Annotated in this window: 17 protein-coding genes; 5 read left to right on the top strand and 12 right to left on the bottom strand. The window is 57.3% G+C overall.

The annotated features are described in order from the left end of the window. Positions 1 to 128: 128 nt before the first annotated feature. On the bottom strand, positions 129 to 1289 hold the full coding sequence (locus OVA03_RS12365; RefSeq protein WP_267525035.1) for a DegT/DnrJ/EryC1/StrS family aminotransferase: 1161 nt from the start codon (positions 1287 to 1289) through the stop codon (positions 129 to 131). Between the two features lie 339 nt (positions 1290 to 1628). Between OVA03_RS12365 and OVA03_RS12360 the strand changes: the two genes are divergently transcribed. Beyond that, positions 1629 to 3059, top strand: coding sequence for an aldehyde dehydrogenase family protein (locus tag OVA03_RS12360; RefSeq protein ID WP_189484718.1), 1431 nt, complete (start codon positions 1629 to 1631; stop codon positions 3057 to 3059). Between the two features lie 83 nt (positions 3060 to 3142). Here OVA03_RS12360 and OVA03_RS12355 read toward each other — a convergent pair whose 3' ends face one another. The 9 genes from OVA03_RS12355 to OVA03_RS12315 form a co-directional block, all read right to left on the bottom strand. Further along, a complete protein-coding gene (locus OVA03_RS12355; RefSeq protein ID WP_267525031.1) occupies positions 3143 to 3508 on the bottom strand; it encodes a hypothetical protein in 366 nt (121 codons plus the stop codon). Positions 3509 to 3684: 176 nt separating this feature from the next. Beyond that, entirely contained in the window at positions 3685 to 4155 is a 471-nt protein-coding gene (gene msrB, locus OVA03_RS12350; protein ID WP_267525029.1) for a peptide-methionine (R)-S-oxide reductase MsrB, read from the bottom strand. Positions 4156 to 4201: 46 nt separating this feature from the next. Beyond that, positions 4202 to 4780 (bottom strand): GNAT family N-acetyltransferase, encoded by a 579-nt coding sequence (locus OVA03_RS12345; RefSeq protein ID WP_267525027.1) that lies wholly within the window; start codon positions 4778 to 4780, stop codon positions 4202 to 4204. 75 nt (positions 4781 to 4855) lie between these two features. Further along, complete coding sequence (pseG, locus tag OVA03_RS12340; protein ID WP_267525026.1) at positions 4856 to 5869, bottom strand: UDP-2,4-diacetamido-2,4,6-trideoxy-beta-L-altropyranose hydrolase; 1014 nt, start codon at positions 5867 to 5869, stop codon at positions 4856 to 4858. After that, on the bottom strand, positions 5869 to 6891 hold the full coding sequence (locus tag OVA03_RS12335) for a ketoacyl-ACP synthase III (protein ID WP_267525023.1): 1023 nt from the start codon (positions 6889 to 6891) through the stop codon (positions 5869 to 5871). The genes pseG and OVA03_RS12335 overlap by 1 nt, the downstream gene beginning before the upstream one ends. A 10-nt stretch (positions 6892 to 6901) precedes the next feature. After that, positions 6902 to 7741 (bottom strand): alpha/beta fold hydrolase, encoded by an 840-nt coding sequence (locus tag OVA03_RS12330; RefSeq protein ID WP_267525022.1) that lies wholly within the window; start codon positions 7739 to 7741, stop codon positions 6902 to 6904. Next, a complete protein-coding gene (locus OVA03_RS12325; protein ID WP_267525020.1) occupies positions 7738 to 8529 on the bottom strand; it encodes an SDR family NAD(P)-dependent oxidoreductase in 792 nt (263 codons plus the stop codon). Before OVA03_RS12325 ends, OVA03_RS12330 begins: the two co-directional genes overlap by 4 nt. Further along, entirely contained in the window at positions 8526 to 9620 is a 1095-nt protein-coding gene (locus tag OVA03_RS12320; RefSeq protein ID WP_267525019.1) for an aromatic ring-hydroxylating oxygenase subunit alpha, read from the bottom strand. Before OVA03_RS12320 ends, OVA03_RS12325 begins: the two co-directional genes overlap by 4 nt. A 2-nt stretch (positions 9621 to 9622) precedes the next feature. Further along, positions 9623 to 10687: a 3-oxoacyl-ACP synthase III family protein gene (locus OVA03_RS12315; protein WP_267525017.1), complete on the bottom strand. Its 1065-nt coding sequence runs from the start codon at positions 10685 to 10687 to the stop codon at positions 9623 to 9625. A gap of 146 nt (positions 10688 to 10833) precedes the next feature. On the opposite strand from OVA03_RS12315, the gene OVA03_RS12310 reads away from it, so the two are divergent. The 4 genes from OVA03_RS12310 to OVA03_RS12295 are packed head-to-tail and all read left to right on the top strand — an operon-like array spanning position 10834 to position 13334. Beyond that, positions 10834 to 11055 carry an acyl carrier protein gene (locus OVA03_RS12310; protein WP_267525015.1) on the top strand — a complete coding sequence of 74 codons (222 nt, stop codon included), beginning with the start codon at positions 10834 to 10836 and terminating at the stop codon, positions 11053 to 11055. Position 11056: 1 nt separating this feature from the next. Next, positions 11057 to 11980 carry a phytanoyl-CoA dioxygenase family protein gene (locus OVA03_RS12305; RefSeq protein WP_267525013.1) on the top strand — a complete coding sequence of 308 codons (924 nt, stop codon included), beginning with the start codon at positions 11057 to 11059 and terminating at the stop codon, positions 11978 to 11980. Further along, entirely contained in the window at positions 11977 to 12669 is a 693-nt protein-coding gene (gene pseF, locus OVA03_RS12300) for a pseudaminic acid cytidylyltransferase (protein ID WP_267525011.1), read from the top strand. Before OVA03_RS12305 ends, pseF begins: the two co-directional genes overlap by 4 nt. After that, complete coding sequence (locus tag OVA03_RS12295) at positions 12666 to 13334, top strand: hypothetical protein (RefSeq protein WP_267525010.1); 669 nt, start codon at positions 12666 to 12668, stop codon at positions 13332 to 13334. Before pseF ends, OVA03_RS12295 begins: the two co-directional genes overlap by 4 nt. Here OVA03_RS12295 and pseI read toward each other — a convergent pair. Together pseI and pseC are read right to left on the bottom strand one after the other, a co-directional pair. Next, complete coding sequence (gene pseI / locus OVA03_RS12290; protein WP_267525008.1) at positions 13331 to 14380, bottom strand: pseudaminic acid synthase; 1050 nt, start codon at positions 14378 to 14380, stop codon at positions 13331 to 13333. The two genes, OVA03_RS12295 and pseI, sit on opposite strands and share 4 nt — an antisense overlap. Continuing rightward, the gene (gene pseC / locus OVA03_RS12285) at positions 14377 to 15582 is read right to left on the bottom strand and encodes a UDP-4-amino-4,6-dideoxy-N-acetyl-beta-L-altrosamine transaminase (protein ID WP_267525005.1); all 1206 of its coding nucleotides are present in this window, start codon (positions 15580 to 15582) and stop codon (positions 14377 to 14379) included. Before pseC ends, pseI begins: the two co-directional genes overlap by 4 nt. Positions 15583 to 15586 lie beyond the last annotated feature (4 nt).

Below are 15586 nucleotides of genomic sequence, written 5' to 3'. Positions count from 1 at the left end.
GACGCGGTTTTCGTCATGCATATAAACTGACGCCTTGTCAATTCCGCGTCAAAATTTTTCCTGCAAAAATGGCTTTGGTGACAAATTTTACCGCCACAGAGTCATTTTGTTGCGTGCCGCGATGCATTTTAACCCTTAAAGGATTTTATCGCCTCGACGATTTCGCTTTGGGTTTCTGCCGTAAGGTAAGGCGAAAACGGTAAGGAAATCACGGTCTTCGACTTGGCCTCAGACACCGAAAGGTCGCGCGTGCCGCTAGCGAAGGCCGCATAGCCCGGCTGCTGGTGCAGCGGGATCGGATAATAGACTGCCGTAGGGATGCCCTTTTCGCGCAAATGCAGTTGCAAACCATCGCGATTTTCATGCTCAATGGTATATTGCGCCCAGGTCGAAACATAGCCGTCCTTCACATAGGGCACACTGGTCACAAAGCCTTCGAGCGCGTCATTATAGCGCTTGGCCACGGCCTGACGCAGCTCGATTTCCTCGGCAAAAATAGCCAGCTTTTCAATTAGCACCGCCGCCTGAATGGTATCCAAGCGTGAATTCATGCCGATACGGACATTAAGGTACTTGGTTTCGTGCTCAAACTTAGCTGCCGCCGCATCCGCCGCCGTCGCCCCACCGTGGACGCGGTAGGAAATCAGACGATCCTCCAAAACATCATCATTGGTGACCACCGCCCCGCCATCGCCGTAGCAGCCGAGCGGCTTAGCCGGATAAAAGCTGGTCGCGGTTGCCACCGCCCACTCAAGCGGCTGCTTGCCGTCAATCGTGCCGCCGAAGCCTTGGGCCGCGTCAGAGATTAGCGGCAGGCCGAACTTATCAGCAATGAGTTTGAGCGCCGGATAATCCGCAGGCTGCCCGAACAAATCGACCGCGATAATGGCGGCAGGCTTAAGTCGGCCCTCGGTAATCACCGCTTCGATTGCGGCCTCTAACTTGACCGGGTCAATATTATAGGTGCGGGCGTCGATATCGACAAACACCGGCTCGGCACGCGTCATCGGCACGACCTCAGCCGTCGCCACAAAGGTAAAGGCCGGAACGAACACGGCGTCGCCCGCACCAATCCCAAGCCCCAAAAGGATCAGTTCAATCGCATCCGTGCCATTGGCGCAGGACAGAGCATGTTTCGACCCTGCAAAGGCCGCCAGATTGGCTTCAAAGGCTTTGACCTCCGGCCCCATAATATAGGCACCATGACCAATGACCTTGAGCACACCGGCTTCGATCTTTGCGCCGATACGCGCGCGTTGGGTGCCGAGGTCGATAAACGGAATAGCCATAGGACGCCTTTTTAAAAAGCCTGAGATTTCAGCAACCGTGGTGTATCAGGTTATCAGTTCGGCGCATCTCAAAAGGCATTACCCAACATTTCAATCCAAAAAATGGGATTTACGTGACAATTTCGTATACGATTTTCTGAAATCAGCCCTTTAATTTGTCGGACTTTTCTCTATATAGAGGTCACGGCTGCGTAGCTGCCGACATTAGCCAGACTTTTCACTTTTTTGCGAGAGACGGTTGACGTACAGCGGCTTTTGCGCGACCACAGAGCCCCTAAGTTAGCGCTAACATTTCGTGTGCGGCTTAAAAGATTTTCATACACTCCGGGAGAGCGGACTTTGACCACATATGGCAACCTGATTAACGGCGAATGGGTCGTAACGGGCAACACCTTTAACGACATCAACCCGTCCGATACCAACGACATCATCGGCACCTATTCGACCGCCGGTGAAGCGGAAGTTAAGGCGGCCATCGACGCGGCCCGCGAAGCTTTCAAGACCTGGCAGTTTTCAACGCCGCAGCAGCGTTTTGACGTGCTCGACAATGCCGGCACCGAAATCCTGGCCCGCAAGGCTGAACTCGGTGCGCTTTTGTCGCGTGAAGAAGGCAAGACCCTGCCGGAAGGTATCGGCGAAGTCACCCGCGCCGGTCACATCTTTAAGTATTTTGCCGGTGAAGCCCTGCGCGCCCACGGTGAAGTGCTCGATTCCGTCCGTCCCGGCGTCAAGGTCGAGATCACCCGTGAGCCGGTCGGCGTTATTGGCCTGATTTGCCCGTGGAACTTCCCGATCGCTATTCCGGCCTGGAAAATGGCTCCAGCCATCGCGTTCGGCAACACGGTTGTGTGTAAGCCTGCTGAGTTGACCCCGGCCTGCGCCTGGGCTCTGGCCGACATCCTGACCCGCGCCGGCCTGCCCAAGGGCGTGCTGAACGTCGTGTTCGCGCGCGGTTCGGTCGCGGGCCCACTGCTGATCGACGGCTGTGACGCTATCTCCTTCACCGGCTCAGTCCCGACCGGCACCCGCGTGCGTGATCAAGCTGTGGCTAAGGGCAAGCGTATTCAGGCCGAAATGGGTGGTAAAAACCCGGTCATCGTGCTTGATGATGCTGACCTCAATGTCGCGGTCAATTCCGTGCTCAACTCGGCCTTCTTCTCGTCCGGACACCGCTGCACGGCCTCGTCGCGCATCATCGTCACCGAAGGCATTGCCGACACCTTTGTTGCCAAGCTGGCCGAAGCCGCCAAGGCGATCAAGGTTGGCGACAGCCGCGCTGACGGCGTTCAGATGGGCCCGATCGCCTCTCAGGAACAACTCAAGATCGCTCAGGACGCGGTTGCCAAGGCCAAGGCCGAAGGCGCTGAAATCCTGTCGGGTGGCGAAGACCTGACCTTTGGTACGCCGGGCTACTACTACGCCCCGACCCTGATTGACAAAACCACCCCGGCCATGTCGATCAACAAAGAAGAAGTGTTCGGCCCGGTCGCCTCGATCATCCGCGTCAAGGACCTCGAAGAAGCCATCAAGGTCGCCAACGACACCGAATTTGGTCTGTCGGCGGGTATCTGCACCACCTCGCTCAAGTCGGCTGAAACCTTCAAGCGCCGCTCGGAAGCCGGTATGGTCATGGTCAACCTGCCGACCGCCGGTGTTGATTACCACGTCCCGTTCGGTGGCCGTAAAGGCTCCTCCTACGGCCCGCGCGAGCAAGGCGCCTATGCCAAGGAATTCTACACCATCGTTAAGACGGCCTACACCTCAGCCTAAGCTTTAGGGTCAAGGTTTTGAGGTCACAACCCCAAACCCCAGACATAAGAAAAGCGGCTCCGGAAACGGGGCCGCTTTTTTATTCAGAACCGGTCTTTGCGGGGTTCCAGCTTGGACTGAAGCTGAGGACTGGATTTGCGGTATTCCATATCTGTGACCGCATCGTGCTGTCCCTTGGCGGTGCCTTCGATCCAGACCGTCTGACCATCGCTGTTTATCTGCGAATAACGAAAGGTCGCCTCAAACCGGCTGCCGCCGCCTTCACAGCGCAGGATGTCGATGACCGGCTTACGAGCTGGCGTTATCACACCCGACAAGTCTTTTTGTGTGGCGCGGGTGATGGCCTTACCCACCTGCTGCCCCTGCACGATGTCACATTCGGCAAAAGCTGGTGAGGTCGCAAGCACACCAAAGGCCGCAACTACAAGAACTGCATTTAACTTAAACATGATTTCACTCCCGTTTTTTGTTTTATCGGGTGAAAGCCGAAAATTCGGCACAGTCCTCCCAAGACTGTTATGAAATCATGCGCTCTTTTAGAGACTTAGCAACAAGAATAAATCAGAATACGGATCAATTTCACACGAATCTGAACGGAATATTTTAATCCGTATGCAGATTATATTCACACCTGCGACGGATCATCGCGCTCCAGCATATCGGGCAAGGCTTCGCCGTCCGGTACAAAATTCATAGCGACCGAATTCATGCAATAGCGCAGGCCGGTCGGACGCGGACCATCATCAAACACATGGCCCAGATGGGCATCGCAGCGCCCGCAACGGATTTCTGTGCGCACCATACCGTGGGAGCGATCCTGAATATTGCGGATATGATCCTCATCAATGCCTTCATAAAAGCTCGGCCAGCCCGAACCGGAGTGGAACTTGGCACGCGACCGGAACAACGGCAGGTGACACAGAGCGCAAGCGTAGATGCCCTCCTCCTCATATTCATCAAACTTGCCGCAAAACGGCGGTTCCGTGCCGTGATTGAGCAGGATGCGCACGGCTTCGGGATCGAGTTTGGCCGCCAGCGACTTATACTGCGCCTCTGTCGGCGGGGTCAGATCAAAGCCTAACGATGAACGGGCCATATTTGCTCTCCTATGTGATACCTATATAGGCCTGCGCCGTTAAATCTCAATCGGTTCCCGCTGGATCAGGCCGCGCAACCCCGTCCCAGTCACGATTATCCGGATATTTGCGCCGAAACTGCGCCCATTCTTGTGCGGTTTGTTCAAACACATAAAGGTCGCGGGCAATGCCGTCCTTAACAACCTTACCCGGCTCGACGCCAATCTGACGGTAGCCGTTATATTTCTGGACCTTGATGACGCGCGGATTCCAGTCGGCAATATGGTTGACCAGCTTGGTGAGCCGCAGCGCGTAAAAGGCATGGTTCAGGGTCGGCACAAAATTATACATGGTCAGGTCGCCCGGCACGTCGCGCTCACCCATATAGATTCCGATTTCGCCGATGCGGTTGTCCATATCGACAATCGTGATCGACGTATAACCGACCGGCCGGCCATGGATCAGGATCAGCCGGTGATGGTAGTCGGCGCGGGCGTTGCTGCGCTCGATCCAGGCCCGCTGCTTATCGAGGTCATAGTCGACCGTGGTCAGCATATAGGGGGCGACATGATCCGCTGTACGCCAGTCGAGGATCATCTGGGCGTCATCGGCGGTCGGCTCACGAAAGGCCATATGGTCAAACATAGTTTTTCTTTCAAATGTCGCGCATCACTTTTTTCAATATTGGGCAAAAACCGCTCAACACTTATTGGGACGCGCTTAAAGACTAAGCTCCGTCATGATCTCAACGATCCGGCGCGGCCCTTGGCCGTCAATCAGGGCTTTGGCGCGGGTGGCCGTTTCCTGACAAATTTCCGGATGCATCAGAAAGGTCGCGACCCACTGGGCGAAATCATCGGGCAATCCACCGCGGGCATCCATGACCGGATAGGGTGACGATTTCAGCGACATGACCTGATTATCAACCACAATCAGCACCAGTGCCATCAGGCTTTGAGCGGCAATTTCCCCGACGCTGCCGCCCGCCGCCGTCACGACCAGCGACGCACCGTTAAGCGTTTCAGCCACACTGTCAGGTGCCATATGCAAAGACACCTGCTCCATACCGGCGATCTGGGTCGATAACGCCTCAATGTGCGGATTGACAGGCCCCGCGATCAGGCGGATCGGGACGCGCTGGCCGATCATGGGGAACATCTCATGGTAGAGATCACTGAGCGCCTGACCGGTAAGGTTCTTAGGATCTGACCCGCCAAACATGAGGGCAATAAAGCCCTCCTGATCGAACTTTGGATATTCGCGGCTAAACTCTGCACGGATCGGAGCGTAGCGCGGCCCAAGGCAGGCCACCGCCTGCGGGGCAATGTCGTCATAAGGCAGGGTTTTGGCCGCCGCCGCCGCGTTGACGACCATGTGGGCGCGGATATGGCTCAGTTGCGCCAAATCATCCATGACCAGCACTTTGGTATGATCATACATGGCGGCGATATAGTCAGGCGTCGCGCTATAGCTGTCGATGATCAGCCAGTGATGGCTGGAAATCAGGGTACGCAGCGCCACCCCGTCCGCCTGAGAGCCAATCCGGCTTTGCACCTTAACCCAGTTGGCCCCGATGGCCGCCATCTGTTTTTGGGCAGCGCTTGATGCCTCATTAAGGATGAAGCTCACCTTCCACCCGTGCGCGCTAGCGGCTTCGGCAATCGCGAAACAGCGCATGAAATGGCCTAGGCCAATAGCGGCGGACGCTTCGGTTCTGATCCACAAACGCGCCATTAAAGCTGATCCTTATGCGGCAGGCGGAGAATATCGCAATAGCAAGGCTTTGGTGTGCGCCAGACGGCGGACGCCCATGACCAGCCTACACCGAACCCACTGAGCAGCAGATTGACCGGAGCCTGCGACGTCACCTGATGGAACGTCTCGCACATCGCCAGCGGGATCGAGGCCGGGCCGGTATTGCCATAGTCTCTGACCACCTCCACCACCTGCTCATCACGCAGGCCGATTTTTTTGGCCAAAGACTGAATCATCATCGCGTTGGCCTGATGTAGGATAACATGATCCATGTCATCAGCCGCCATATTCACCGCCGCTAGCGCCCGCGCTACAGACGGGGCTACCTGACGCAGGGAAAACGACAATACCCGCGCCCCATCCATATAAAGGCGCGGATCGCCGGGATGGGCCACCCCGCCGGTTTCCGAGATCAGATGTGGCGCACCCGACCCATCGGCCCCCAGATCAAAGCCAATCTGGTGATCGTCATCTGACGCTTCCAAAGCCGTCGCCGCCACCGCATCCCCGAACAGCAACCTTAGCGCCCTGTCATCATCGGCGATCATGGTGTTGATGACATCGCCGCCGATAAGTAGCGCCCGCTTGAGGCCGCCCGCCGCCATCATCGACGAGATGACGCTCAAACCATAGACAAACCCCGAACAGCCCAGCCGCAGATCAAGGGTCGCCGTCGTCATGGGCAGGCCCAGTCGGCCATGCACCACATAGGAGGTCGCCGGTAACGGATAGTCCGGCGTCTGGGTCACCAAAACCAGCAGATCGATGCTGTCCTTGTCCCAGCCCAGACCGTCCATCAGATTTTGCGCGGCGGCCACCGCCATATCGCTGATTAAAAGGCCGTCTGACACCGGACGGGTTTCAATACCCGTCGCCCCGATGATCTTACCCACCATCTCTTCGCCAAATAGCCCCGACAGATCATGGTTAGATTCCTGATGCGACGGCATGGCCGTGACTATGCCTCTGAGGGCCGGGGCGCGGGTTACAAAGGTGGCCATGATCGCATCCCTATACTGCCGTTTCCAGAAAGGCTTTTAAGCGCGCCACAACGCCTGCCGCCGCCTCGACATGGGGCAGATGACCCACGTCCGGCAGGACATGGACCACCGCATCCGGCGGCAGATAGGCCGCTTCGTTTAACGGGGTCAGCCGATCCTGATCGCCCCAGATAAACTGTATGGGGCAGCGCAGCCGCGACCAGTCCCGCCATTCCGGCGACAGCGCCACGCCAAAGGTCTTGGCCGTCTCAAGTAGCTTAACAAAGGCTGCCTGCCGTCCGGGATCGCTGACCGCCTCATAAAGGGCCTGCGCCAGGGCGGGAACCATCTGGGCATGGCGCTCAGTCACCAGAAACCGCGCCAGATCATGAGCGGTCTTTAGCGATGGCGCCGCAAGATAGGCGTCCATGGTCTCATAGTGGAAAGGCCCGCCAAGACCTGCGGGGGCAATCAAGGTCATGGATTGCACACGCTCAGGGTGACGATGGGCCAGCCCCAAGGCCAGCTTGGCCCCCATCGAATGGCCAACCACATGGGCCGATGACACCTTAAGCAGGGCCAGGGCTTCGTCCAGCCAGCCCGTCATAAAGGCAACATCGCCATCACCCACATCAACACCCGATCGGCCATGCCCCGGCAGATCGAGGGCAATGATCCGGTAGCGCGCCATAAACGCGGGCAGACAGTAATGCCAGGCCAGACAATCCGCCCCCAATCCATGCAGGAAGACCAGCACCGGCCCGTCTACACGTCCCATCTCCAGATAGCTGAGCGGCGCACAGCTATGATCGTTATTCAGCGACAAACTGATGCGCCGAGACGGGGCTTTAGGGGTAGCCACGGCGGTCATGCCAGCAGGCCCCCATCGACCGCCATAATCGAGCCGGTGATCCAGCGCGACGTGTCGGCCAGCAAAAACGCCACAGCCGCGGCGACATCTTCGGGGTAGCCAATCCCCAACGGATGGGCGGCGGTCAGGCGCTGATAGCCATCCTCGGTCAGCTTACGATAGGCATGGGCGATGGGCGTATCCACCAGCGCCGGGGCGACGCAGTTGACCCGCAACCCGTCACGAACCAGTTCAATCCCCAGACTGCGCGTCATGGCCGCCATACCGCCTTTTGAGGCCGCATAGACCGAATTGCCGGATGCGCCGCGCAAGGCCGAGGTTGAGGCCACAAACACCAATGAGGCCTGCGGCGTATGGCACCCCTTGAGCCGCATGGCCTGCGCCAGCACCAGCGCCGCCGTCAGATTGGCGTCAAACACCTCACGGATATAGTCAAGATTAACCGTTTGCAGCGGTCGCATCGACTGAATACCGGCACAGTGCGCCAGACCATTTAAGGGGCCATAAAGCGCGCAGGTTTCCTTCATCCACGGCACGATCAGCTCATGCTGCGCCAGGTCGAGCACCCGCCCGACATGGCCCTCACCCGGCATCTCATTCAGCGTTTCCTGCAATCTTTCGGCATTACGGCCCGACGCAATGACCCGCGCGCCCAGCTTGGCCAGATAGATGGCCGTACCCTTACCGATACCACTTGAGGCACCCGTCACCAGAATAGTGCGCCCTTCCAGTGACATCGGATTGAACGGTTCACGCACGGGATTTTGAACCGGCATCAGATCGCTCATAAGGCCCCCTTCATTCGGTTGGCATAGACAGCATGAAAATGGGCGCAAGCATCTTCCATCTTACCCAGCAGCGGCGCGCGCGGTGTGGCCATCGATGTCAGCCCCTGATGCACCTTGACACAGATGCCGTGATCCTCGGCCCGCACCTTATCGGAAAAGTCTTTTAGCTGCGCCACGATCATCTCACGGGCAGCCCCGCCCTTATTGCGGCCCAGAAACAGCCCGGCATTGACCGCGGTGGCATCCACCCCGATCGGATCAAACATCAGGGCGGAATAGAACCCGCCCCAGCTCATATTGATAACCATATTGGGAAAGACCAGAAAACAGGCATATTCGGGATAGCGCGGCGTGGTCTGCAATCCGATGGCCTTGGATACGCCGGCCCACCATTTCACCGACTGTTCGCGAAAATCGCCCAGAAAATAACCGTGCTCACCCTCAGCCGTCAGGCGCAGATCGGGCTTTAACATGGCCGCGAAACTTTCGGGGTGCACCAGCGGGACATGATACCCTTCGGCGGCATTGTCCATGCCCAGCTTCCAGTTAAAATCCCACGACGCCTGGTGGCTGTCGAACCGCTCCGGGCAGGTATCGCTCAGATGTTCTAGGATGTCATAAAACCCAGCCAAGAACCCGCGCAGATCCGGCCCGTCCGCGGCCATGCGCACAAACACAAATCGACCGCAGGTCTCAAGCGCAAATGCCTCCAGCCGCAAAGCCTGCCGGTCATCGTCACTCAGGTCAAAACTTTTGGCATTATGGGGCACGCCGACCGGGGTGCCGTTACCATCAAACGACCAGCCATGATAGGGGCAGGTCAGCGGGCGGTTACCTTTCGCCTCGCACTGAATGCGTGAAAACCGGTGGGTGCAGACATTGCGAAAGGCCCGTAATGTGCCTTTGACATTCTGCACGACGATATTGGTCTTACCGATCTGACGGGTAATGAAATCGTTCGGGCTTTGCAGATCATCGGTAAAGCCCAGACACAGCCAGGACGGGGCAAACACCCGTTCCATCTCAGCCTCGAACACGTCGGGCCTGAGATAAACGTCAGAGGTAAACCCGCTATAGAGCCCGTCAAACATATTCAGTATTCATCGATCTGGGGCGCCGGGATCGCGGCCATATCAAGCTTGATCGCCCCCCACGACCACCCCACCCCAAAGCCCATCATGACAATCCGCTGCGGCTTTGTCAGTTCATTCGACAGGTGCGATGCCATAGCCAGCGGGATCGAGGCCGAGGACGTATTGCCGTATGACCCCAGCGCAATCGGCACCTTCTCTTCGGGCAGGCCGATTTTCTTGCGCAGGTGGTTGAGCATGAAGGCATTGGCCTGATGCAGCACGACATAATCGACATCATCGGCCGTAATACCCGCCGTCTCAAACAACTCTTTGGCCAGCGCCGGCACGGCCCGCAGGGTGAAGTTAAACACTTCCGCCCCGTTCAGATGCAGACGCGATTCCTTATAAAGGGCCGCCTGGTCTTCGGGCGATTTGGGTTCATCGGTCGGCACTAATGAGCGCCGCATAGCGCCCGCCTTGACCATAATGTGCTCAGCACCGGAACCATCTGTGCCGAACACACCGTGCCAGATACCGCCAGCGTCATCGACCTCCAGCGCCGTGGCTGAACCGGCATCGCCAAACAGCGGCACGGTCGCCTTATCGTCTTTGAGCAGTTTTACGGTCGAAATATCCCCGGCCAGAACCAGCGCGCGCGCAGGCCTGCCTTCAACCGTTAGTGTCTTTAGCAAGCTGGCTGCCGTCCACAAACCGTAGGGATACCCCGAACAGCCCAGATTGATATCAAAGGCCAGACAGTTGCCAAGGCCCATCCGCGTTTGCAGGGTGCAGGCGGTCGCCGGAATAACGAAATCAGGACTTTGAGTGACCATGATCAGCACATCGATGCTATCCTTGGCCCAGCCCAGTTCGGCCAGCAGGTTTACCGCCGCCCGTTCGCACAGATCAGAGGTCGTCACCCCCTCAGCCGCCACCCGGCGCTCTATCACCCCGATCGAGCCGGTCAGACGGTCGCGGTCTTTCGCTTCGGGAAAAAGGCCTTCGTCCTCAAGACGGCGGATATCCTTAGGCACGCACACCCGCACACCCTTGATACCAATGCCGCTTAAACGGGCTGAAGTCATGCCGGCCCTCCGTAGGGTTTGGGACGATGTCGCGTTAACCTTAGTTAGCAAGTTTTAAGCAAATATTGACGAAAACCATATTCCCTGTGACCAGACCGCAACGTTCAGCCTCATGATTCGCGCAACGCACTACCGGAGTACCGTACATGGACAAGCAAGCTTTTTTCGCCGCTGTAGCGGAGATTCTGGAAACCGAAGCCACCGGCCTTACAGGTGATGAAACGCTGGATGCCCTCGGCAACTGGGACAGCCTGGCCGTTATCTCGTTCGTGGCCATGGTCGATTCAGACCTCGACCGGATCGTCGATAATGAAAAACTGAAACAGGCCAAAACCCTCAACGACCTGGCAGACCTCGCAGGGCTTTAAAATGACCCCGACCTTTTCAGAACGGCTAAGGACTCGCGTGCCGTCCCTGAAACGGTTTTCCGAGCGCGCCGCGATTGACTCCCGCAATATGGCATATGACCTTCTGCCGACGCTGGGTTTGCCTGAACGCGGCGGCGTGGCGGCCCTCATCGGCGCGGTTAAACCTAAAACCCCCGAATTCGCCCCGTCCGATAGGGCACGAACCCTGTGCCAAACTCTGCAACAGGACGGTCTGACCCCGGTGCAACCGGCCATACCGGGCGATGTGCTGAATGAGGTGGTGGACTACTTCAAGGCCACCCCCTGCCATGATCCGTTCCGCCCGCAGGTAGGTAAGTTCGGCTGGGACGCACCGCCCGCAGATGAGATCAATATGGGTTATTACACGCCGGAGGAAACCCTGCGCGCCCCCCACATGCTCGATCTGATGAACCGGCCAGACGTGTTGCAGGCGATGGAATTGCGGTTAGGCTGCAAGCCAGTGGTCGATAATATCGGGGCTTTCTGGTCGTACCCTGAACGCCATACCGCCAAGGGGGTGCAGCGCTTTCACCGCGATTACGACTGTGTGCAAAACATCAAGCTGTTCTACTACCTGACCGACGTTGACGACGAGGCGGGCCCCCATATGTTTGTGCGCGGCTCACACCATGACCGCGCACTTGAGACCGGCAAGGCCCAGACCGATGCGGCCATTACGGAGGCGTTTGGGGCGGATCGCCTCACGGCCATTACCGGCCCCGCCGGATCGTGGTTTCTTGAGGACGTGTATGGCTTTCACAAGGGCCAGTTGCCGGTCAATAAGCCGCGCCTGCTGCTGGCCATCCAGTATAATCTCTATGCCTCACCGCACTGCCCGAAAGCCCCCATTATGGATAATCCCGGCGGCTATGATCCCTATATCAACCGGATTTTTCTGCGATGAGCGCTATTGCCATTATCCCCGCCCGCGGCGGCTCAAAGCGTATCCCGCGTAAGAATATCAAGCCGTTTCATGGTCAGCCGATGATCAGCTATTCGATCCGTGCGGCCATCGACAGCGGCCTGTTTGAACGGGTAATCGTCTCGACCGACGATGCTGAAATCGCTGAGGTCGCGCAAAGTTTCGGCGCAGAAATCCCGTTCCTGAGACCGCCCGAACTGGCTGATGACCACACCGGCACGGGGGCCGTCGTGGTCCATGCGATCAATTGGTTTAAGGCGCAAGGTATCGAGTTTGATCTGGCCTGTTGCATCTACGCGACCGCCCCGTTCATTCAGGTTGAAAGCCTGATTGAGGGTCATGACACATTGCTGGCGCACAACAAATCCTTTGCGTTTTCCGTCACATCGTTTGCCTTTCCCATCCAGCGCGCCTTGAAGCGCACGCCGGACGGCAGCGTCGATATGTTCTGGCCGGAGAACCTAACTAAGCGTTCGCAGGATTTAGAGCCCGCCTATCATGACGCCGCCCAGTTCTATTGGGGTAAGACCGAGGCCTGGCTTGAGGGCCATATCGCCTTTTCACCGGTTTCCGTGCCGGTCATCCTGCCCCGCCATCTGGTCCACGATATCGACACTCCCGAAGACTGGGAGGTAGCCGAGGTTGCGTTTGAGGTGTTGAAACGCCGATGAGTAGCGAAGATTGGTACAGAAATGAAACTTGGGAGGAGGATATCGAGGCTGCCTTTTTCGCAAAATTAAAGCGCAGTCGCAGCCAGCGTGATCAATATCTGGTCATCCAAGCTGTTTATCTCAAGGATAAGTTCCCTGATAAAGCTCTGGAACTCATTGATATTTATTTCGAGACCAAATCCACAATATATCATGATGGGCGGGCGTGGGATGTCAGGCGAGATGTCTATCTGGCTGTGGAAAAATATGACGACGCCATTAACTGCATGAAAATCTCTCTACAGATTGAAAGAGAGAACCCCAAATTTCAAGGCACGTCCGCGACCATGTATCCTTATTTGATAGCCACTCGCGCCATCAAACATGAGTATGAAAGCGTTTTGGCATTCTTGGATTCGATTGAATTAAAATCACCTTTTCCAGATGCACATTTCAAATGGAACGCCGCTCTCGGCCTAATTCACGCTGATTTAAAGAACATCCCAAAATCAAAATATCACGCAAAATTAGCCCTTGAAGCCGCGGAAGTGAAACAATCTCCGTTTCGTTATCACCGTAGTTTGGGTGTCGTCGGACATGAGCACAGCGACACTATTAGAAAGCTCGAAAAAATTCTTACTGCAACTCGACCAATTGATGTTCTGAATTTTTTCAAAAGAAACTAACCCACCATATCGTCTGATAAGGGCTCTCCGCGCATCAGATCACGGGCGGCTGGTTTGCCCAGCACGTCCCATAGTCTGACCGGCGGCAAGCCCAGACCCGGACGGATCGAGCGGACATTGTCCTTGGTCAGCAATTCACCGGATTTGACATCGGCGACCACATAGAGCGAGCGCCGGAAGGTCTTTGAGCCGCGCTCAGACCCCAGGGTGTCGTAATGCACACTCCCCAAGGCCCGATGCGCGTCCTTGCAGTCGCGCACAAGGGCGGTGAATTCGGCAGGCTCCAGCGAAAAACTCGAATCCGGCCCGCCATCGGCCCGCGCCAGGGTGAAATGCTTTTCAATAACGCAGCCGCCGAGCGCCACCGCAGCAACCGAGGCCGCCGTGCCAAAGGTATGATCAGACAGGCCCGACGGGCACTGAAATTTCGCCCCCAGATCAGGCACCACACGCACATTAGCATCGTTGATGTCGGCGGGATATTCGCTGACGCAATGCAGCAGGACAAACTGACCGTTGCCGTATTTGCGCACCGTCGCCACCGCTGCGTCGATCTCGGCCAGATTGGCCATGCCGGTCGACAGGATCAACGGCTTCATCTTAGACGCAGCATAGGCAATCAGCGGCAGGTCGATCATCTCAAACGAGGCGATTTTATAGGCCGGCGCCCCCAGCCCCTCCAGCAGATCAACCGCGGTTTCATCAAAGGGCGACGAAAACATGGTCACACCGCGCGATTTTGCCCGTTCAAACAGGGCTTCGTGCCAGTCCCAGGGGGTATGGGCTTCGTTATAGAGGTCCCACAGGGCGTAGCCTTCCCACGGCCCGCCGCCGATGAAAAACTCAAGCCGATCGGACTTCATGGTAATCGTGTCGGCGGTATAGGTCTGAAGCTTGATGGCGTCGCAGCCGGTCTCCGCCGCCGCATCGACCAGCGCCAATGCACGTTCCAGCGAGCCGTTATGATTGCCCGATAATTCGCAGATTATGTAGGGCGAATGAGCCGACCCGATCTTGCGTCCGGCGATCTCGATTTCATAACTCATAGGCCGCACACCTCTTTCAGGATGGCAATCACCGCCGCCGGATCTGCGTCAGTCATATCGGGATAGAGCGGCAGGGACAGGGTCTGGCTATAATAGGCATCGGCTCTCGGCAAATCGCGTTGTCCGAGCGCGTGCTGCTGCCAATAGGGTTGGCGATGAACGGGGATATAATGCACCTGCGTGCCGACGCCGCGTGCTTTTAACTGCGCCATCACCTCAGTGCGGGTTTTGCCGAGACTGCGGAAATCAATCTGCACCGCCATCAGGTGAAACACCGGATCGCTCTCCGGCGCGGGTGCTGTCCAGCTTACCGGCAGGCGCGCCGAAGCGAGTGCCGCCTGATAGAGTTCAACCAACCGGCGGCGACGAGCGGCAAAGTGCGGCATCTTGTTAAGTTGCGACACCCCCAGCGCGCAGTTTAAATCGGGCAGACGGTAGTTATAGCCCAGCGCCTGCATCTCATAGACCCAACCGCCGCTATCGCGGTCGTCACCAAAGCCAAGTCCGGTAAATCGCGTCGGATCGCGCTCTAAGCCGTGGCTGCGCAGGCTGCGCAGTTTACGCGCCAGTTCGGGGTCATTAGTCATGATCGCCCCGCCTTCGCCGGTGGTCAGGGTCTTGACCGGATGGAAAGAAAACAACGCCATCTGTGAATATTCGCACGCGCCGGTCATGACGCCTTTATCGACGGTGCCAAGCGCATGGCAGGCATCTTCGACCACAAAAGCATCCAACTCAGCACACCGACCTGCGATCTGATCGAGCGTCACCGGACGACCGGCATAATGCACCGGCACCACGCCTCTAAAACGCAGTTCGCTATAGTCACGCTGCACAATCTTTAGCGCCTCCTCAAACGTCTCATCGGTCATCAGGCCGGTCAGCGGATCAACATCGGCAAACACCACCCGCGCCCCGCAAAAGGCCGCACAATTGGCCGAGGCGACAAAGGTAATCGACGGCACAATGATAACATCTGACGACCCCACCCCCAAAGCCAACATGGCCAGATGCAGCGCTGCCGTGCCGTTGGCGACCACCACCGCCTCTTTTGCGCCGACATAGGCTGCCAGTTCGCGCTCAAAGCGTTCCACCCACGGCCCGGTGGTCAGGAAATCGGATTGCAACGCCTCAATGACGTGATCGATGTCAATCTGATCAATCGACTGGCGGCCATAGACCAAAAAGGGCTGGCTCAACATCGCC

The organism is Asticcacaulis sp. SL142 (genome assembly GCF_026625745.1).
In the GTDB taxonomy this organism is placed as follows: Bacteria; Pseudomonadota; Alphaproteobacteria; order Caulobacterales; family Caulobacteraceae; genus Asticcacaulis.
This window is presented reverse-complemented; position numbering and strand designations above follow the sequence as displayed.